The organism is Streptomyces sp. NC-S4 (assembly GCF_054353315.1).
In genome coordinates, this window is the sequence record NZ_CM135937.1 from 2,749,787 (window position 1) to 2,768,676 (window position 18,890).

Below are 18,890 nucleotides of genomic sequence, written 5' to 3' on the forward strand. Positions count from 1 at the left end.
TCATTCCCCGACCAGGAAGAGACGCATGCCCCGTCTTGCTCTGTACACGTTCGGCGTCCTGAAATCACCTCTCGCCGATCCCACACCTCTCACGCGCGAGTTCTACGAAAGGGGTGAGGCCGTCTACCGGAAGATCAGCCGGCACCCCGGATACCTCGCGCGTGCCGAACCGGCGGGCGATGACCGGGGCGTGCTCTTCGGGGCGGACTGGGGTGCATGGGGCGAGTTCGCCGTACCGACCTGGTACGACAAGGGCCGTACGGCGGAGACCACCGCCCTGGCCGCGACGCTCTCGCTCTGGACCGACCTGCGCCCCGTCTTCGACGCCATCTACACCGGTCTGCACCGTGAGGCGCTGAACAGGCGTTACGACTGGTTCGAGAGGACAGGACACGCGAACTACGTGTGCTGGTGGGTCTCCGACGGAGAGATACCCACCTGGCAGGACGGGGTTTCCAGGCTGGAGCACCTCAACGACCACGGCTCCGCGCCGCACGCCTTCACCTTCCACCACTCCTTCACGCCCGAGGGAACTCCGACCAGGACCGTCGGCGGGCACGGCGGGCACGGCGGGCACGGCGAAGGCCACAGCCGCTGACGGACAGCCCGGCGGTTGGACCCCGGGCGGGGCGGAACAGGCCCGCGCCGCCCCGCCCGGGAGGATTACGGGGCCTGGGTCGTCGAGCCCCGGACCACCAGTTCCGGCTGGAAGATGTACTCCGTGCGCTGGACCGGGGTGCCCGACACCGCCTCCAGGAGGGCGCCGACCGCCGCCGTCGCCATCGCGCGTACCGGCTGGCGGACCGTCGTCAGCGGCGGGTCCGTGAACGCGATCAGCGGGGAGTCGTCGAAGCCGACGACCGACACGTCCTGCGGCACCCGCAGCCCGCGCTCGCGCGCCGCGCGGATCACGCCGAGCGCCATCGGGTCGCTGCCGCACACGATGCCCGTGCAGCCGCGGTCCAGCAGGGCCATGCCCGCCGCGTGTCCGCCCTCCACCGTGAAGAGCGTGCGCTGGATCAGCCCGTCCGCCTCCGCCTCCGGCAGCGCCGCCAGGAACCCCTGCTCCTTGCGCGCCGACGGCACGTACCGGGTCGGCCCGATCGCGAGCCCGATCGTGCGGTGCCCCAGGTCCTGCAGGTGCCGTACGGCGATGTCCGCCGCCGCCCGGTCGTCCGGGGAGATGAACGGGGCGTGCACCTGCTCGTTGAAGCCGTTGATCAGGACAAACGGCACCCCGCGCGCCGCCAGCCGCTGGTAGCGCGCGGGGTCCGCGTGGGCGTCCGCGTGCAGGCCCGACAGGAAGACGATCCCGGTGACCCCGCGCTCCTCCAGCTGTTCGACCAGTTCGTCCTCGGTGGCCCCGCCGGGGGTCTGCGTGCACAGCACCGGCGTGTACCCGTGCCCGGCCAGCGCCTGCTCTATCACCTGCGCGAACGCCGGGAAGATCGGGTTGGTGAGCTCCGGGATCAGCAGCCCGACCAGCCCGTTGCTGCGCCGCTTGAGCCGGACGGGCCGCTCGTAGCCCAGCAGGTCGAGCGCGGCCAGCACCTTGTGCCGGGTGCCGGCCGCCACGCCCGGTTTGCCGTTGAGGACGCGGCTGACGGTCGCCTCGCTGACCTGGGCCTGCGCGGCGATGTCCGTCAGCCGGAGGGGGGAGGTCACCCCGCCGTCACCTGCCACCACACCGTGGTGTCGGCCGGCAGCACGCCGTCCTCGACCGTCGCGCCGCTGGAGAGCAGTACCTCGCCGGCGACGGGGAACCGTACCGCCGTGCCGGTGGTGTTGGCGGTGCAGAGGAACTCCCCGCGACGGAAGACCAGGACGCCCTCGGGGGCCGCCTGCCAGTCCACCGACTCGCCCGCGCCCAGGTCGGGGCGCTCACGGCGCAGCCGCAGGGCGGTCCGGTACAGCTCCAGGGTGGAGGACGGGTCGCCGGTCTGCGCCGCCACGCTCAGATCCGCCCAGGAGTCGGGCTGCGGGAGCCAGCTGCCGCCGGCGCCGAAGCCGTACGGGGCCTCGGTCCCCGACCACGGGATGGGGACCCGGCAGCCGTCGCGGAAGCCGTCCTGGCCGGCCGCGCGGGTGAACGACGGGTCCTGGCGGACCTCGTCCGGCAGGTCGGTGACGTCGGGCAGGCCGAGCTCCTCGCCCTGGTAGACGTACGCCGAACCGGGCAGTGCCAGCATCAGCAGGCTCGCCGCGCGGGCCCGGCGCAGACCGAGCTCGCGGTCGCCGGGCTCGCGCAGCTGCGTGCCGAGGCCGGCGGGGTTGGCGAAGCGGGTGGCGTGCCGGGTGACGTCGTGGTTGGACAGCACCCAGGTGGTGGGGGCGCCGACGGTGCGCATGGCGGCCAGCGAGCCGTCGATTACCTCGCGGAGCGCGCTCGCCTCCCAGTCGGTGGTCAAGTACTGGAAGTTGAACGCCTGCTGCATCTCGTCGGGGCGGACGTAGAGGGCCGTGCGCTCGACGGTCGGGGTCCATGCCTCGGCGACCAGGACGCGGGCGCCCTCGTACTCGTCGAGGATCCGGCGCCAGGAGCGGTAGATCTCGTGGACGCCGTCCTGGTCGAAGAAGGGCATGACGTCGTTGCCGAGGAGCTTGAGCTGGTCCTTGGCACCGAGGTCGGGCAGGCCGGGCGCCTTGACCAGGCCGTGGGCGACGTCGACGCGGAAGCCGTCGACGCCGAGGTCGAGCCAGAAGCGCAGGATGGAGCGGAACTCGTCCTGGACGGCGGGGTGCTCCCAGTTGAAGTCGGGCTGCTCGGGGGCGAAGAGGTGCAGGTACCACTCGCCGTCCGCGACCCGGGTCCAGGCCGGGCCGCCGAAGATCGACTCCCAGTCGTTCGGGGGCTCCGCGCCGTCCGCGCCGCGGCCCGGGCGGAAGTGGAAGCGCTCGCGCAGGGGGGTGCCGGGGCCTTCGCGCAGCGCCTGCTTGAACCATTCGTGCTGGTCGGAGCAGTGGTTGGGGACGAGGTCCACGATGATGCGCAGGCCCAGTTCGTGGGCTTCGCGGATCACGGCGTCGGCGTCGTGCAGGGTGCCGAACATGGGGTCGATGGCCCGGTAGTCGGCGACGTCGTAGCCGGCGTCGGCCTGCGGGGAGGCGTAGAAGGGGCTGAGCCAGACGGCGTCGACGCCCAGCTCCTTGAGGTAGGGCAGGCGGCTGCGGATGCCTTCGAGGTCCCCCATGCCGTCCCCGTTGGAGTCGGCGAAGCTGCGCGGATAGACCTGGTAGATCACCGCTTCTCTCCACCAGCCGGGCTGCGTGCCGGTGGAGGTGGGGAGCGCGTCGGCGAGGTGCTGGGTCATGGTGTCCTTGGAGAGATCGGGCCGGGGGTGGGAGGGGGCAGGCTCGGGTGGTCAGCCCTTGGTTGCGCCTGCCGTCATCCCGGCGACGAGGTGACGCTGGGCGAAGACGAAGAAGATCGCCGCGGGGATGGCGATGAGGACCGAGGCGGCGCTCATGGCTCCCCAGTTGGAGGTGTACTGCGTGACGAAGGTCTGCAGTCCGCCGGCCAGGGTGAGGTTCTCCTCGCCGACCATGAAGGCGGAGGCGTACGCGACCTCGCCCCAGGCGGTGATGAAGGCGTAGAAGCCGGTGACGGCGAGGCCGGGCTTTGCGAGCGGCAGGATGAGGCGCCAGAAGGTGCCGAAGGGGTTGAGTCCGTCGACCCGGCCCGATTCGTCGATCTCGACCGGGATGGTGTCGAAGAAGCCCTTCATCATCCAGGCGCAGAACGGCACCGCGATGGTGAGGTAGGTGATGATCAGGCCGATCGGCTGGTTGAGCAGGCCGAGGTCGCCCATGAGGTTGTAGAGCGGGACGATGAGGATCGCCATCGGGAACATCTGCGTGATGAGCAGGGTCCACATGAGCGGCTTCATGCCGGGGAACTTGAAGCGGCTGACCGCGTATCCGGTGGTGGCGGCGATGAAGACACCGAGGACGGTGGTGATGCCGGCGACCAGGACGGAGTTGCCGAACCAGCTGAGGAAGTGGCTCTGCTCCAGCAGGTTCGTGTAGTTGTCGAGGCTCGGTTCCTTGACGAAGTCGGTGGTGACCGCGTACTTGGCCGGCTTGAGCGAGGTCAGCAGGATCCACAGGACCGGGAAGACGGCGATCACGGAGGCCACGACGAGGGTGCCGTGCAGGCCGATGGAGGCGAGCGGGGAGCGGCTGCCCCGGGCCCGGGCGGTCGCCTTGCCGGGGGTGGCCGTACGGGCGGTGTTCGCAGTGGACATGGTCACCACACCTCTCCCTGCTTGCGCAGCGAGCGCCGGTAGACCAGCGCGAAGATCATGAGCAGGGCGAGGATCAGGACGCCCCACGTGGCCGAGCCGGCGAAGTCGCGCGGGCTCGACACGAACGCCTCGCGGAAGGCCTGGGTCACCAGGATCTCGGTGGAGTCACCGGGTCCGCCCCGGGTGAGCAGGAAGATCACCGGGAACATGTTGAAGGTCCAGATGGTGGAGAGCAGGATCACCGTCATGCTCACCGCGCGCAGTCCGGGCAGGGTGATGTGCCGGAAGCGCTGCCAGGCGCTGGCGCCGTCCATCTCGGCGGCCTCGTAGAGCTCGCCGGGGATCGACTGCAGGCCGCCGAGCAGGGCGACCATCATGAAGGGGACGCCGAGCCAGACGTTGACGGCGACGACCGAGAACTTGGCCCAGGTCGGGTCGTCGAGCCACGGGATCGCGGCGATGCCGCCACCGTCGAGGATCTTGTTCAGGATGCCGTTGTCGCGGTTGAAGAGGAACCGCCAGGCGAAGACGGAGACGAAGCCGGGGACGGCCCAGGGCAGGATGAGCGCCATGCGGTAGGCGGCGCGGCCCCGGAAGTCCCGGTTGAGCATGTTGGCCAGGACCAGACCGAGCGTGAAGGTGATGGACACGCACGCGACGGTCCACATCACCGTCCACACCAGCCGCTGCAGGAACACCGGGTCGCTGAGCACGTCCACGTAGTTGTCGAGTCCGACGAACTTGTACGTGGCGTCGATGTGCCGCGCGCCGATGGTGCGCGAGACGTTGCGCTCGGTGGCGTCGGTCAGCGACAGGTAGACGCCCCGGACCAGCGGCCAGCCGATGATCACGCCGAGGACGAGTACCACCGGGGCGACCATGGCCCAGGCGTACCAGTGCGTGCCGATGGCGCGCCGGAGGCCGGACGCGCCTTTTCCATCGCGGGCACCACCGCGGGCACCGCCGCGGTTACCGCTGTCGCTGTCAGTCCTGCGGCTCCGGCCGCGGGCGGCGACGTCGTTCTCGACGTCGCCGCCCGCGGCCTTCGCCACCGACTGGCTGGTGTGAGCAGCCATGGTTTCGTTACTTCCAGCCCTTGAGGATCTTGCGGAACTCGACGCCGGCCGCCTTGGCCGCGTCCTCCGGGCTCGACGCCCCGGTGATCGCCTTGGTGTATTCGACCTTCAGCGGCTCGAAGAGGGAGCCGTTCTCCGGGATCCAGGCGCGCTGGACGGCCTTGTCCACGGCCGGCTTGAAGAACTGGACCATCTCGTTGCCCTTGACGTCCGGCAGCTCGTAGGCCGCGGTCCGGGTCGGGAGCAGGCTGAGGTCCTTGGTCGACTGCACCTGAACCTCCTGCGAGGTCATGTACTCGACGAAGGCGTGCGCGGCGGCGGTGTTCTTGGAGCCGGCGTAGACGGCGAGGTCGTGGCCGCCCTGCGGGGCACCGGCCTTGGCGGAACCGGCCGGGACCGGGGCGACGCCGAGGTTGGCCTTGTCCTTGAACTGGTCGCCGGCGTAGGTGTCGGCGACGGCCCACGGGCCGTTGATCATCATGGCGGCCTCGCCGGTCTTGAAGGCCGTCTGCATGTTGGCGTAGCCGTCGGTGGCGTTGGTGAGCGCCGCCCCCGAGGTGACCAGGTCGCGGGCCGTCTTGAAGGCCTTGACGCCCGCCTCGTTGTCGACGGTGACCGTCTTGTTCTTGGCGTCGACGAGGTCGCCGCCCTCGCCGTAGATCAGCGGGAGGAACCAGTAGGAGTCGTCGCCGCGCAGGTAGAGGGCGGCCTTGCCGGTCTTCGCCTTGATGGCCTCGGCGGCGGTCTTCAGCTCCGCCAGCGTCTTGGGGGGCTGGACGCCGGCGTCCGCGAGCATCTTCTTGTTGTAGAAGAGGCCGAGGCTGTCGATGACCTGCGGGACGGCGTAGGTCTTGCCCTCGAACTTACCGCTGGCCGCGGCCTGCGGGAGGAACTCGGCGTCGACCTTCTTGGCCGTCTCGGCCGGCACCTCGTCGAGGTAGCCGAGGGAGGCGAAGTCCGCGACCCAGCCGACGTCGGCACGGATGACGTCAGGCGCGTCGGCGCCGCTGCTGAAGGCGTTCTTGACCTTGTTCTGCGCGTCGCCGTACGGGACGTTGACGTACTTGACGGTCACCTTCGGGTGCTTCGCCGTGAACGCCTCGGCGATCTTCTGGAAGCTGACCTTCTCGGTGTCGTTCGAGGTGTCCCACCACGTGACCGTGCCGGAAAGCTCGCCGCCCGCCTTGGTGCCGTCGGCCGCGTCCTTGTCGTCCCCACCGCAAGCCGTCGCCGCGAGCGCCAGGGTCGCGACCAGCGCGGTGGCCGCTATGCCACGCCGCATATGAACTCCTTCGATGATCCCGGCCGCGCCCTCGCGGTCCCGAGTTGCCAGGAACGTAACAAGACTGAAAGAGGACCGAAAGACCTTGCGCAAACTTTCTGCAAGCGGAGGCGATCGTTACATCCGTGTGTCCGTACGGTTGCCGCAGCTTGCTGTTAGTTCGAGCCACCTTCGACTGCCGGGGCCCGCAACCAGGGGGCATGTACCCGCGTTGACCCCGATATGACCCACGACTCGACGGCCGTCCAGCTTGCAAGCTCTTCCAGCAACGCGACCGCGATCGGTGGCTGGTGGCGCGATGCCGTCATCTACCAGGTGTACGTGCGCTCCTTCGCCGACAGCGACGGGGACGGCATCGGGGACCTGCGCGGGGTCCGCTCCCGCCTCCCCCACCTCGCCCGCCTCGGGGTCGACGCCGTGTGGCTCACCCCCTTCTACGTCTCCCCGCAGGCGGACGGCGGCTACGACGTCGCCGACTACCGGGCCGTCGACCCCCTCTTCGGGGACCTCTCCGACGCCGACGAGCTGGTCCGGGCCGCGCACGCGCTGGGGCTGCGGGTCATCGTGGACGTGGTGCCGAACCACACCTCCGAGCAGCACCCGTGGTTCCGCGCCGCCCTCGCCGGGGAACCGGGCGCCCGCGAGCGCTACCACTTCCGGCCCGGGCGGGGGCCGGACGGCGCCGAGCCGCCGAACGACTGGGAGTCGATCTTCGGTGGACCCGCCTGGACCCGGGTCCCGGACGGCGAGTGGTACCTGCACCTCTTCGCCCCCGAGCAGCCCGACCTCGACTGGGACCACCCCGAGGTCGCCGCCGAATTCGCCTCCGTCCTGCGCTTCTGGCTCGACCTCGGCATTGACGGGTTCCGGATCGACGTCGCCCACGGCATGGTCAAGGCCCCCGGGCTGCCGGACATCGGCCGCGGCGCCCAGGCCACCCTCATCGGCACCGAGCCGCTCCCCTTCTTCGACCAGGACGGGGTCCACGAGATCCACCGCTCCTGGCGCCGCCTCCTCGACTCCTACGGGGGCGGGCGCATCGGGGTCGCCGAGGCGTGGGCGCCCACCTCGGAGCGGCTCGCCCTGTACGTGCGCCCCGACGAACTGCACCAGGCCTTCAATTTCCGCTTCCTGAACTGCCCGTGGGACCCCGCCGCGATGCGCACCGTCATCGACGAGTCCCTGGCCGCCACCACCGCCGTCGGCGCCCCGACCACCTGGGTGCTGTCCAACCACGACGTCGTACGCCATGTGACGCGCTACGGCGGCGGGGCCCGCGGCCTGGCCCGGGCGCGGGCGGCCGCCCTGCTGATGCTGTCCCTGCCCGGGTCGGCGTACCTCTACCAGGGCGAGGAGCTCGGCCTCCCGGAGGTGGTGGACCTCCCGGACCGGGTCCGCCAGGACCCGGCCTTCCGCCGCGGGCGCCGCCGGCCGGGGGACACGGACGGCCCGGCGGGGCCCGTTCCCCGGGCCGCGGCCACCACCCCGGCCGCTCCGGCCGCCCCGGAGCCCGGGCCCGCGGCGGAGGCCGGGCCCGCGGCAAGACACCCCGATGCCGCGACCCCGCCGGAGGCGGAAGGCCAGGACGGGCTGCGCGACGGCTGCCGGGTGCCGCTCCCCTGGTCCGGCACGGAGCCCCCGTACGGCTTCGGGCCGGCCGCCGGCTGGCTCCCGCAGCCCGCCGGCTGGGGCGGCCTCAGCGTCGCCGCGCAGACCGGCGACCCGCACTCGACGCTGGAGCTCTACCGCGCCGCCCTCGAACTGCGCCGGGCGATGCCGGGGCTGGGCGCGCCGGAGGCGGGGACGGGCGCGGAGGCCCCGGGGGAAGCCCCGGAGCCATGCGGAATGCGCTGGCAGCCCGCCCCCGAGGGCGTGCTCCTCTTCACCCGGCCCGGGTTCGCCTGCACCCTCAACAGCCGCCCCGACCCGGTCGAACTTCCCGCGCCCGGACGCCCCGTACTCTCCAGCGCCCCGGTGGAGACGGACGGCCGCACCGTCCGGCTTCCCCCGGATTCGTGCACGTGGTGGTCATTGTGAACGTCCGACCGGTACAGTCCAATCCCGTGACCGCACGGCTAGCCGACATCGCAGCCCAGGCGGGGGTCAGCGAAGCCACAGTCAGCCGCGTGCTCAACGGCAAGCCCGGTGTGGCCGCAGGCACCCGCGAATCCGTGCTGGCCGCCCTCGACGTGCTCGGCTACGAGCGGCCCGTGAAGCTGCGCCAGCGCAGTGCGGGGCTCGTCGGTCTGATAACTCCCGAACTGGACAACCCGATCTTCCCGGCGCTCGCCCAGGTCATCGGCCAGGCCCTGACGCGGCAGGGGTACACCCCGGTACTGGCCACGCAGACGCCCGGCGGGTCCACCGAGGACGAGCTGACCGAGATGCTGGTCGACCGCGGGGTCTCGGGGATCATCTTCGTCTCCGGCCTGCACGCCGACACCACGGCCGACATGGGCCGCTACGACCAACTCCGCGGGCAGGGCGTCCCGTACGTCCTCATCAACGGGTTCTCGGAGAAGGTGCAGGCCCCCTTCGTCTCCCCCGACGACCGGGCCGCGATGGTCCTCGCCGTCACCCACCTGACCGCGCTCGGGCACACCCGCATCGGGCTCGCGGTCGGGCCGAAGCGCTTCGTGCCGGTCCTGCGCAAGATCGAGGGCTTCCGGCTCGGGATGAAGGAGCGGCTCGGACTCGGCGAGGCCGAGATCGAGGGTCTGATCCAGCACTCCCTCTACTCGCTGGAGGGCGGCCAGGCCGCCGCGGCCGCGCTGATCTCGCGCGGCTGCACGGCGGTGGTGTGCGCGAGCGACATGATGGCGCTCGGCGCGATCCGGGCGGCCCGGCAGCAGGGCCTGAAGGTCCCGCAGGACGTGTCGGTGGTCGGCTTCGACGACTCCCCGCTCATAGCGTTCACCGACCCGCCGCTCACCACCATCCGCCAGCCCGTGCAGGCGATGGGCCAGGCGGCGGTCCGCACCCTGCTGGAGGAGATCGGCGGCACGCCGGCCCCGCACAGCGAGTTCGTCTTCCTCCCCGAACTGGTGGTCCGCGGCTCCACGGCCTCCGGCCCGGGCCAGCGCCGCCGCGACTAGGCCGTCCCGGCCGTCCCGCAGGACGTGTCCCTGCGGCGGCGTGGCCGCCCCGGTCCCGATACTGGGCAGATGTCCATGACCGGCCGGCTGCGTGACAGGGTCCTGCCCGAACACAAGCGACGTTCCCTGGAGGACCTCCAGGAGGATCTCGATCTGTCGTCCGGGGACAGCCGGGCGAAGCAGTCGGCCTTCTGGACCATGCTCACGCTGTCCGCCGTGATCGCCGCGTGCGGGATCCTGACGGACTCCACCGCCACCGTCATCGGCGCGATGATCATCGCGCCGCTCTCCACGCCGATCATGGGCATCGCCCTCGGCGCCGTGCAGCGCCGCCGCTCCACCGCCCTCGCCTTCGTGGCGCTCGGCGGCCTGCTGGTGCTCCTGATCGGCGCGGCGGCCTCCCTGGTGGTGCCACCCGCCTACGACCTGCTGTCGGACAGCCAGATCGCCGGCCGGACCTCCCCCGGGCTCCTCGACCTGATCGCCGCCCTGGCCACGGGCTTCGCCGGGGCCGTGGCGCTGTCCCGCAAGGACGTCGCCGCGGTCCTGCCGGGAGTGGCGATCGCGATCTCGCTGGTACCGCCGCTCGTGGTGACGGGCGTGTGCGCCGGCCAGGCCTCGTGGTGGCTCGCGCTGGGCGCACTCGTGCTGTTCGTGTCCAACCTCCTCGCCATGGTCTTCGCCGGCATGGTGGTATTCGCCGCGCTCGGCTACACCCGGGCCGCCGGGCACCCCGCCCGGGGACGGGCCCCGCGCCGCGCCTACGTGATGCTCGGGCTGCTGTTCACCGCCGTCCTGCTGCCGCTGGGCGCCAACACGGTGACCACGGTCCTGCTGAACGCGTGGACCTCGCGGACCTGGACCGCCGCGGAGCGCTGGCTCGCCGCCAGCCCCGGCGCGGCCGTGACCGGGGTCGACGCCCAGTCGAGGACCTTCTACGTCCACGTGCGCAGCCCCGGGGCCCTCCCCCCGATCGCGGACCTCCTCGACGACCTCGAAGGGCAGGTCCCCGACGGCCTCCCGATCGTGGTCGACGCGACCCGCGGACAGCAGATCGTCGCCGGGAAGGTGGGGGCCGGGGCGGCGACGTAGTACCCAGGTCTGAGCGGCTGCGCAGAAGACCGTACCGAGGGATGATCGGAGGCGGGAGGGCATCTGGCAGACTCTCTGCCCATGGGTGAATCGAGCGTGAAGACACTGGAAACCCGGACGGACGTCTCATCACCCACCGTGGTCGAGGAGACCGGGACCCGCCCGGGGTCCGAGCGCACCCTGCTCACCCGGTTGCGGGCCCCGCGCCGGCCCCGGATCTGGTTCGAGGTGCTGCTGATCGCGGTCAGCTACTGGACGTACTCGCTGATCCGCAACGCGGTGCCCGAGCAGAAGGCGGCGGCCCTCGCCAACGCCGACTGGATCTGGAGCGCCGAGCAAACCCTCGGCATCGCCGTCGAGCAGTCGGTCAACCACGCGATCAACTCCGTGACGTGGCTGATCGTGGGCATGAACTACTACTACGCCACGCTGCACTTCGTCGTGACGATCGGCGTGCTGGTCTGGATCTACCGTTTCCATCCGGGGCGGTACGCCGCCACGCGTCTGGTCCTCTTCGCCACCACGGGCGTCGCCCTGGTCGGCTACTACTGCTACCCGCTCGCGCCGCCCCGGCTGATGAACGGGCAGAACTTCATCGACACCGTGCTGGTCCACCACACCTGGGGCTCCATGGCCTCCGGCAACCTCAAGCAGATGTCGAACCAGTACGCGGCGATGCCGTCCATGCACATAGGGTGGTCGCTCTGGTGCGGCCTGACGATCTTCGCGGTCGCCTCGGCCCCCTGGGCCCGGATCCTGGGCCTGCTCTACCCGACGGCGACCCTCGTCGTCATCGTGGCCACCGCCAACCACTTCTGGCTCGACGCCGTGGGCGGCATGATCTGCCTGGCCTTCGGTTACACGGTCTCGCGGTCCTGGTACGGCTCCTTCGCCCACCGCATGCCCCGCCACCCCGAGCACACGGGCCCGCACCCGGCCGCGGAACTGCTGAACCGGGTCCGGGTCCGTACCCGCGCCTGAGGCTACTGCTGCCCCAGCGCCATCCACTTCCCGGGCGTGGTGAGGGTCTCGAAGCCCGCCCGGGCGTAGACGGCGTGCGCGTCGGCGGTGGCGAGCAGCACCCGGCGCAGCCCGTACGGCTCCAGGTGCGCGCAGACCGCGTCGACGAGGGCACCGCCGAGCCCCTTGCCGCGGGCTCCCGGATCGACGTAGACGTCGCAGAGCCAGGCGAAGGTGGCCCGGTCGGTGACGACGCGGGCGTACGCGAGCTGGGCGCCGGAGGCCCGGTCGTAGAGGCCGAAGTTCAAGGAGCCCGCGATGGCGTCCTCCTGCTTCTGCCGACTGCGGCCGAGTGCCCAGTACGCGTCCTCGGACAGCCACCGGTGGACGAGTCCGACGTCCAGTCGGGCGGCGTCGGTGGAGATCTCGTATCCGTCGGGAAGGTGAGCGTTCATCCCGGCATCCAACCAGCGACCGCTCGTCCCGTGCCAGCGCATATCCCCGCGGGCGGGCCGGGGGGTCAGGAGCCCTGGTTCGTGAGGATCGCCGGGTCCGACAGGCCGGCCGCGCCGGTCTCGACCTTGCCGGCGAAGCGGCGGCCGAAGTCCGCGAACTCGGACGCGGTGACCGTCACGTCGTACCAGCGTCGGGTGTTCTTCAGGGAGACGCTGTAGGTGACGGTGGCGCCCTTGGCGACGGTGAGGCGCTTGGGGCCGCCGCCGTAGGCGTTGGTGATCGTGAGGGTCGCCGTCGACGCCCCGGCGTTGGTGAGGGTGAGGTCCAGGTTGCCCGTGGTGGCGTTGTGGCGGGCGGTGACCTCGGGGCCGGGGGTGGTGCCCGGGTTGCGGAAGCCGCGTAGGAAGCCGTTGGGGCCGTGGACGGTCAGGTCGGTGGCGCCGGCCGAGTAGCGGGTGTTCCAGGTGTCCGAGATCGACTTGCCGGCCTCGGTGGTGTACGTCCAGGGGGCGTCGGTCCGGTTGGCCGCGGTGATGTAGAACTGCGCGCCCAGGTCCGGGCCGCCGCTGAAGGTCAGCTTGAACTTGCCCTCGCCGGTGAGCGCGGCGCCGTCGACGTACGGGGCGTACTTCAGCGGGCGGGTGCGGCACTGGCCCTTCTCCTGGCGCGGCATGCTGCCCACGGCCGGCGGGGTGGCCCGGAAGTCGGGGTGGCGCTCGCGGTCCTGCGGCTGCCACGCGCCGGTGTCGGGCAGCGACACCGTGGCCGTGTCCTGGCGGGCGAAGTCGAAGGCCGAGGTCAGGTCACCGCAGACGGCGCGGCGCCACGGCGAGATGTTGGGCTCGTGCACCCCGAAGCGCTTCTCCATGAAGCGGATCACGGAGGTGTGGTCGAAGGTCTCGGAGCAGGAGTAGCCGCCGGTGCTCCACGGCGAGACGACGAGCATCGGGACGCGCGGGCCGAGCCCGTACGGTCCGGCGACGTAGCCGGTCCTGCCGGGGAAGACGTCGAGGGCGGTCGGCGTGGTCGACAGGCCCTGGTTGGCATTGGCCGGGGCGTACGGCGGGACGACGTGGTCGAAGAAGCCGTCGTTCTCGTCGTAGGTGATGAACAGCGCGGTACGGGCCCACACGTCGGGGTTGGAGGTCAGCGCGTCCAGCACCTGCGCGATGTACCACGCGCCGTAGTTGGAGGGCCAGTTGGAGTGCTCGCTGAAGGCCTCGGGGGCGGCGATCCAGGAGACCTGGGGCAGGGTGCCGGCGGCGACGTCGGCGCGCAGCCGGTCGAAGTAGCCCTCGCCGGTGCGGGCGTCGGTGCCGGTGCGGGCCTTGTCGAAGAGCGGGTTGCCGGGCTGGGCGTTGCGGTAGTTGTTGAAGTAGAGGAGCGAGTTGTCGCCGTAGTTGCCGCGGTAGGCGTCGTCGATCCAGCCCCAGGATCCGGCGGCGTCGAGGCCGTTGCCGATGTCCTGGTAGACCTTCCAGGAGATGCCGGCCTGCTCCAGGCGCTCGGGGTAGGTGGTCCAGCCGTAGCCGGCCTCGGCGTTGTTGAGGACCGGACCGCCGCCGGTGCCGTCGTTGCCGGTGTGGCCCGACCAGAGGTAGTAGCGGTTGGGGTCGGTCGAGCCGATGAAGGAGCAGTGGTAGGCGTCGCAGATGGTGAACGTGTCGGCGAGGGCGTAGTGGAACGGGATGTCGTCGCGCGTCAGGTACGCCATGGTGGCGGGCGTCTTGGCGGGCACCCAGTTGTCGTACTTGCCCTTGTTGAAGGCGCTCTGGCCGCCGGCCCAGTCGTGGTTGAGGCCCTGGAGGAACTCCATGCCGAGGTCGTCGGACGGCGGGCGGAAGGGCAGCGTCTCCTTGCCCGCGTTGTCGGTCTGGTGCCAGACGGACTTGCCGCTGGGCAGGGTCACCGGGCGCGGGTCGCCGAAGCCGCGGACACCGCGCAGTGCGCCGTAGTAGTGGTCGAAGGAACGATTCTCCTGCATCAGGACCACGATGTGCTCGACATCGGCGATGGTGCCGGTCGTCCCCTGCGCGGGGATGGCGGCGGCGCGCGCGATGCTCTCGTTGAGCAGGCTCAGGGCGGCGGCACCGCCGGTGAGCTGGAGGAAACGGCGGCGGTTGAGTTCTGCCATGGCGAGAAGGACCTCTGCTCTGTTCGAGGATGCTTGAGCGCTCTTCAGAACAGCGTGCCCGGCGTACCGCAGGGCAAGCCCGATGTGACGGCTGCGGGTACGTCAGGCGAACGGCGGGCCAGGAGGGGTCAACACGCGCGCTCGTACTCGACCTGGGTGAGGGGTTTGCCGTCGCCGAAGTCGAAGGGGCGGACGGCACCGCTCTCGGCGAAGCCGCACTTGGTGTAGAAGCGGCGGGACTGCGCGGTGTCGCGCAGGGTCCACAGGTGGGTCCGGACGAACCCGTCCTCGCGCAGGTGCGCCAGCGTCCCGGTCATCAGCGCGGCCGCGATGCCGCTGCCCCAGCCGTCGGGATGGCTGTAGAAGGAGAGGATCTCGGCCGCGCCGGGTCGGGTCGAGGACGCCCTGAAGGCGGCCAGCGCGAGGGGACGTCCGTCGTGTTCGGCCAGCAGGATCGGGGTGTCCGCCCGCCCGACCCTGTCGTGCCACCGCGTTCGCCTGCTGCGGACACCGTCCGCGGCGAACCCGGGCTCGAAGAAGGGGGCGTAGGCCGCCTCCCAGGCCGCGGCGTGGATCTCACCGAGGTCGTCCCCGTCGTACGGGCCGGCGCGGCGCACTGTGAACATGCGCTCACCGTAACCCCGCTACGTCCCGGGGCACTCGGGAATGTCAGACCCGCTCGGGGGTCGGTACGGGGCTGTCGACCGCGCTTGGGGCGATCCGTGCCAGGGCCTCGGTGAGGGTGCGGACGTAGTCCGCGTCCGCCAGGATCCGTGCCCGCGCGAGGGGGTACCGGAGCCGTTCCTCCTGCGCCAGGATCCGGCCCAGCAGCGGCGCCGCGGCGGCGGCCGGGGCCCCGATCTCCCCGAGGCGGCGGACGGCCTCCTGCACCGGCACGGCCGGATGCCCCGCCCAGGCCGGGTCCACCTCGGCCAGCAGTACGGGTACGGCGGGCTCCGGGTCCCCGGTGATCCGCCAGTACGCGTGCGCGGCGGCCACCCGGGTCCAGGCACCGGGCGAGTCCAGCAGGCCGCGCACGGCGTCCGCGTGGGCGACGGCAAGCGGGCCTAGATCGGCGAGGAAGGGCAGGCCGTGGCTTCCCGACCCGGATCGCACGGCAGCTCCGCACACGTCGAGGGCGAGGGCGGGATCGCCGGTGACCCGCCAGTGCGCCCAGGCGGCGCGGCGGGGGTGCTGGCGGCGCGTACGGGGGTCGCGCCCGGTCGCGTAAGCGGCCAGCCGGTCCGCGGCGGCGGCCGCGGCGGGCCCGATCCGGCCGAGGACGCGCATCGCGTCGTAGGCGTACGGCATGTCCAGGCGCCGGGCCACCTCGGGCACGGCGGACGCGGCGGCCGCACCGCAGAGCGCGAGGAGTTCGAGGGTGGTGGTGTTGCCGTGGTAGTCGTCGCGGTCGCGCCGCAGCTTGGTCAGCATGAGCGGAGCCAGCTCGGCGGCGGGCAGCGCGGCCATGATCTGGGCCTCCGTCCGGCTGGAGGAGAGCCCGCCGTGCTCCGCGAGGTGCCGGAGGGCCGGCAGGGCCCGCAGGTCGCCCATCCCGGCGAGGGCGAAGGCGCGCACGTGCACGCCGTGGCCGACGGCGGTCCCGAAGGACCCCTGATGACGGCGGAGGTCCTCGGCGATCCGGTCGGCATGCCGGGTGACGGCCGTGCCTGCTTGGATCAGCGTGTAGTCGGCGTCGTAGCTCGACGCCTCGGAACAGACCGCCTCGACCACGACGTCCCAGCACGCCGGATCCGGCCGCCGGTACCGCTGCACGGCCTCGACGGCAGCATCCACCCGTTTCACGAGGTGACGGCGTGGGCGACGAAACCGCTCCAGGCGGCCGGGGTGAGCGCGAGCCGGGCGTACTCGGGACGCTTGGAGTCCCGGACGAGGACGACGGCGGGGGTGTGGGCGACCTCGACGCACTCGTTGCTGTCGCTGGCGCTGTAGCTGCTCTTGGTCCAGGCGACCTCGACACAATTGGGGCCGTCGGCGGTGCTGTAACTGCTCTTGACCCACGCCAGCTCTGAGACGCCCATGCCTGACGGCTTGATGCTCATGTCTCCCCCAGTAGCTTCTCAATGAACGTCAGCGATGCTCGCGGCGTCAGAGCCTGTGCTCGGATCATGCCATAGCGCATGTCCAGGACCTGGACCTCTTTCGGCTCGGTGATCAAGCGGCTGGCCAGCTGAACTTCGTTGTGTCCGACTGTCGTTCCGTCCTTCAGGCGCATGACCGTGAAGGATGCGCCAAGACCCGAGTGGTCCTCGACCACCGTGGGCATCACCTGGATCTCCACGGTGCGGAGACTCCCCACCTCCAACAAATGCTCCAGTTGGTGGCGCAACACCATCTTGCCCCCGATGGGCCGTCGGAGGACAGCCTCTTCCTGCACGACCGTCAGCAGCGGGGCCGGATGCCGTCGAAGGAGCTTCTGGCGTGCCAGCCTCGCCGCAATCAGGCGTTCGATCTCGTCCTCCGAGAAGCCCGGGCGCCTCAGCCCGAACAGGGCGCGGGCGTACTCCTCCGTCTGGAGCAGACCCGTCACCACGACGTTCTCGTATGAGCCGATCTCCACGGCCTGGGCTTCCTGCTTGGCCAAATCCCGAACCTTCTTCGGATACCGCGCCCGCTGAATGTCCTCCTTCATCGCGGCGATTTTCCCACCCGCCCCCAGAACCTCGTCCGCCTTGTCCATGAACTCCGGACGCGGAATACGCGCACCACGCTCGATCTTGTAGATCAGATTGGCGCCGTATCCCATCCGTTCACCGAACTTGGAACGATCGAGCCCGCTCGCCTCACGCCACATTTTGAGCTGACGCCCCACCGCGGCGATCACCGCCCCGGATTCGTCCTCGGGGTCGAGTTCCCAGCTCGACTCGTCCGTGCCGTCCGTACTCACTGCCACCTCCGCTGGACCGGGAGGACACCACGGGACGAGCTTGGACAGCCGTCGTACACAGCGCCCTCAACTCTGTTCAGGTTACGCACGGATGGCCACGCTGAGTCACGTGAATCAGGAAACCTGCCTCGTCGCCACGCTCCCGTCCACCCCGCGCGGAGCACGCGCCGCCCGCGCCCTCACCGTCACCCAACTCGCGGAACAACACCTTCCGTTCGAGGACGCCGCGCAGGTCGTCGCCGAGCTGGCTGCGAATGCCGTGACCCACGGGCGGGTGCCGGGGCGGAACTTCCGGCTCGCGTTGCGGATCACGGACGGGCCTACGCTGCGTATCGAAGTGTCGGACACCAAGCGGGAGTTCACGCCGCCCGCAGCACCGGCGGCGCCGGGGGCGGAATCGGGGCGGGGGCTGGTCCTGGTCGCCGCGTTCGCCACGCGTTGGGGGGTCGATCACGGGCCCGCGCCCCTGAAAACCGTATGGGCGGAAATGGATTTGGGGAGTCCGATTTCACCGGATCGAGGTTTCCACGACCCGGTGGGTCGATCACCGGTCGCACACGACGCCTAAGGATCAAATAACCGGGGGAAATAACCTCTCCATACCTCCCCCTCCCCTCTCACTCGGTCGGGTGAATCACCCCAACCGGGCTGGCGCATATGACAATTCGCCGGGCACTCTGGCTCCCGACAACCCCATAAAACGCGTACGGCCCTCGTACGGGACTGGCATCCCGAGCGAGGGCCTGACCACAGCGGAAGAGAACCCTTCCCCCATGGCTGACCAGCAGCTTAGCGCGCCTGCGCGCGCCTCGTCGGGCATCCGGCACATCAACCACGACCACCGCCGCGGCTACGTCAAGATCGGCAACCACCTCGCCCAGCACCGTGAGCTGAGCATGACGGCGATCGGGCTGGCCACGCACATCCAGTCCCTCCCGACAGGCAGCAAGGTCACCATCAAGGCCCTGGCCGAGCGCTTCCCGGAGGGCGAGGTCCGTATCGCCGCCGCCCTGCGCGAGTTGGAGACGTACGGCTACCTGGCGCGTCTCAAGGAACGGCTTCCGTCCGGGCGTGTCGTGACCTTCACGGTCTCGTACAACAACCCGCCCGCCAGGCTGTCGGCGGAGGCGCACCGTGGGCGCCGCGAGCCGCAGCCGTCCCCGGAGCCCGGCCCGGACCCGGACCCGGAGCCCGAAGCCGGACCTGCTGCGGAAGAGGTCCCGGAGGAGGAGGTCCCGGAGCTGGAGCTCCAGGCCCGGGAGCTGCTGGCCCGGCTGCGGCTGCGCGATCCACGGCTGTTCCTCTCCGAGCGCGACACGGTCCGGCTGGCGCCCGCCGCGGCGCTGTGGCTGGAGCGCGGGCTCGTTCCGGGCGCGGTCACCGCCGCGCTGACGCGTGCGCTGCCGCAGACGGCGATCCACTCCCCGGCCGCCCTGCTCGCCCACCGCCTGCGCGAACAGCTGCCGCCCCGGCTCCCGGACCCCTGGGGGGCGACGCACCCCGTGCTCCCCGACGGCGAGGTCCACCCGTTCCACGCGTGCGAGGACTGCGACCGCGCCTTCCGCTCCCCCGCCCCGGGGCGGTGCACCCGCTGTGCGGCAGCGGCCCCGGCAGCCTGACGCCGTCCGGGCCCCCACGCCCCC

Annotated in this window: 18 protein-coding genes; 7 read left to right on the forward strand and 11 right to left on the reverse strand. The window is 71.2% G+C overall.

All coding sequences use genetic code 11. From position 1 onward, the window contains the following. Positions 1 to 25 precede the first annotated feature (25 nt). Positions 26 to 598 carry a DUF3291 domain-containing protein gene (locus tag ACXNSR_RS11970; RefSeq protein WP_458642046.1) on the forward strand — a complete coding sequence of 191 codons (573 nt, stop codon included), beginning with the start codon at positions 26 to 28 and terminating at the stop codon, positions 596 to 598. Between the two features lie 65 nt (positions 599 to 663). Here the strand turns inward: ACXNSR_RS11970 and ACXNSR_RS11975 are convergent, their stop codons facing one another. Genes ACXNSR_RS11975 through ACXNSR_RS11995 form a run of 5 tightly spaced genes read right to left on the reverse strand, consistent with a single transcriptional unit; the run spans position 664 to position 6,602 of the window. Continuing rightward, on the reverse strand, positions 664 to 1,665 hold the full coding sequence (locus tag ACXNSR_RS11975; RefSeq protein WP_458642047.1) for a LacI family DNA-binding transcriptional regulator: 1,002 nt from the start codon (positions 1,663 to 1,665) through the stop codon (positions 664 to 666). Next, positions 1,662 to 3,311, reverse strand: coding sequence for a glycoside hydrolase family 13 protein (locus tag ACXNSR_RS11980; protein ID WP_458642048.1), 1,650 nt, complete (start codon positions 3,309 to 3,311; stop codon positions 1,662 to 1,664). Before ACXNSR_RS11980 ends, ACXNSR_RS11975 begins: the two co-directional genes overlap by 4 nt. Before the next feature lie 51 nt (positions 3,312 to 3,362). Beyond that, a complete protein-coding gene (locus tag ACXNSR_RS11985) occupies positions 3,363 to 4,244 on the reverse strand; it encodes a sugar ABC transporter permease (protein WP_458642049.1) in 882 nt (293 codons plus the stop codon). Positions 4,245 to 4,246: 2 nt separating this feature from the next. After that, positions 4,247 to 5,320: a carbohydrate ABC transporter permease gene (locus tag ACXNSR_RS11990; RefSeq protein WP_458642050.1), complete on the reverse strand. Its 1,074-nt coding sequence runs from the start codon at positions 5,318 to 5,320 to the stop codon at positions 4,247 to 4,249. A 7-nt stretch (positions 5,321 to 5,327) separates the two neighbouring features. Next, positions 5,328 to 6,602, reverse strand: coding sequence for an extracellular solute-binding protein (locus tag ACXNSR_RS11995; protein WP_458642051.1), 1,275 nt, complete (start codon positions 6,600 to 6,602; stop codon positions 5,328 to 5,330). A 222-nt stretch (positions 6,603 to 6,824) separates the two neighbouring features. Between ACXNSR_RS11995 and ACXNSR_RS12000 the strand changes: the two genes are divergently transcribed. The 4 genes from ACXNSR_RS12000 (at position 6,825) to ACXNSR_RS12015 (ending at position 11,770) form a co-directional block, all read left to right on the forward strand. Beyond that, complete coding sequence (locus ACXNSR_RS12000) at positions 6,825 to 8,639, forward strand: glycoside hydrolase family 13 protein (RefSeq protein ID WP_458642052.1); 1,815 nt, start codon at positions 6,825 to 6,827, stop codon at positions 8,637 to 8,639. A 26-nt stretch (positions 8,640 to 8,665) separates the two neighbouring features. After that, positions 8,666 to 9,697, forward strand: coding sequence for a LacI family DNA-binding transcriptional regulator (locus tag ACXNSR_RS12005; RefSeq protein WP_266597331.1), 1,032 nt, complete (start codon positions 8,666 to 8,668; stop codon positions 9,695 to 9,697). 69 nt (positions 9,698 to 9,766) lie between these two features. Further along, a complete protein-coding gene (locus ACXNSR_RS12010) occupies positions 9,767 to 10,789 on the forward strand; it encodes a DUF389 domain-containing protein (RefSeq protein WP_458642053.1) in 1,023 nt (340 codons plus the stop codon). Between the two features lie 81 nt (positions 10,790 to 10,870). After that, positions 10,871 to 11,770, forward strand: a complete 900-nt coding sequence (locus tag ACXNSR_RS12015) for a phosphatase PAP2 family protein (RefSeq protein ID WP_458642054.1) — start codon at positions 10,871 to 10,873, stop codon at positions 11,768 to 11,770. A gap of 2 nt (positions 11,771 to 11,772) precedes the next feature. On the opposite strand, the gene ACXNSR_RS12020 is transcribed toward ACXNSR_RS12015, so the two are convergent. The 6 genes from ACXNSR_RS12020 to ACXNSR_RS12045 form a co-directional block, all read right to left on the reverse strand. After that, entirely contained in the window at positions 11,773 to 12,204 is a 432-nt protein-coding gene (locus tag ACXNSR_RS12020; RefSeq protein ID WP_458642055.1) for a GNAT family N-acetyltransferase, read from the reverse strand. 65 nt (positions 12,205 to 12,269) lie between these two features. After that, positions 12,270 to 14,339: a phosphocholine-specific phospholipase C gene (locus ACXNSR_RS12025; protein WP_458642056.1), complete on the reverse strand. Its 2,070-nt coding sequence runs from the start codon at positions 14,337 to 14,339 to the stop codon at positions 12,270 to 12,272. Between the two features lie 128 nt (positions 14,340 to 14,467). Further along, on the reverse strand, positions 14,468 to 14,965 hold the full coding sequence (locus ACXNSR_RS12030; protein ID WP_458642057.1) for an N-acetyltransferase family protein: 498 nt from the start codon (positions 14,963 to 14,965) through the stop codon (positions 14,468 to 14,470). Between the two features lie 43 nt (positions 14,966 to 15,008). Continuing rightward, positions 15,009 to 16,136, reverse strand: coding sequence for a hypothetical protein (locus ACXNSR_RS12035; protein WP_458642058.1), 1,128 nt, complete (start codon positions 16,134 to 16,136; stop codon positions 15,009 to 15,011). A gap of 5 nt (positions 16,137 to 16,141) precedes the next feature. Further along, complete coding sequence (locus tag ACXNSR_RS12040; protein ID WP_458642059.1) at positions 16,142 to 16,402, reverse strand: DUF397 domain-containing protein; 261 nt, start codon at positions 16,400 to 16,402, stop codon at positions 16,142 to 16,144. Then, on the reverse strand, positions 16,399 to 17,247 hold the full coding sequence (locus tag ACXNSR_RS12045) for a helix-turn-helix domain-containing protein (RefSeq protein ID WP_458642060.1): 849 nt from the start codon (positions 17,245 to 17,247) through the stop codon (positions 16,399 to 16,401). The genes ACXNSR_RS12040 and ACXNSR_RS12045 overlap by 4 nt, the downstream gene beginning before the upstream one ends. A 91-nt stretch (positions 17,248 to 17,338) precedes the next feature. Here ACXNSR_RS12045 and ACXNSR_RS12050 point away from each other — a divergent pair, with 91 nt between their 5' ends. Together ACXNSR_RS12050 and ACXNSR_RS12055 are read left to right on the forward strand one after the other, a co-directional pair. Further along, positions 17,339 to 17,815 carry an ATP-binding protein gene (locus ACXNSR_RS12050; protein WP_458642061.1) on the forward strand — a complete coding sequence of 159 codons (477 nt, stop codon included), beginning with the start codon at positions 17,339 to 17,341 and terminating at the stop codon, positions 17,813 to 17,815. Between the two features lie 205 nt (positions 17,816 to 18,020). After that, positions 18,021 to 18,866 (forward strand): helix-turn-helix domain-containing protein, encoded by an 846-nt coding sequence (locus tag ACXNSR_RS12055; RefSeq protein WP_458642062.1) that lies wholly within the window; start codon positions 18,021 to 18,023, stop codon positions 18,864 to 18,866. Positions 18,867 to 18,890: the final 24 nt, after the last annotated feature.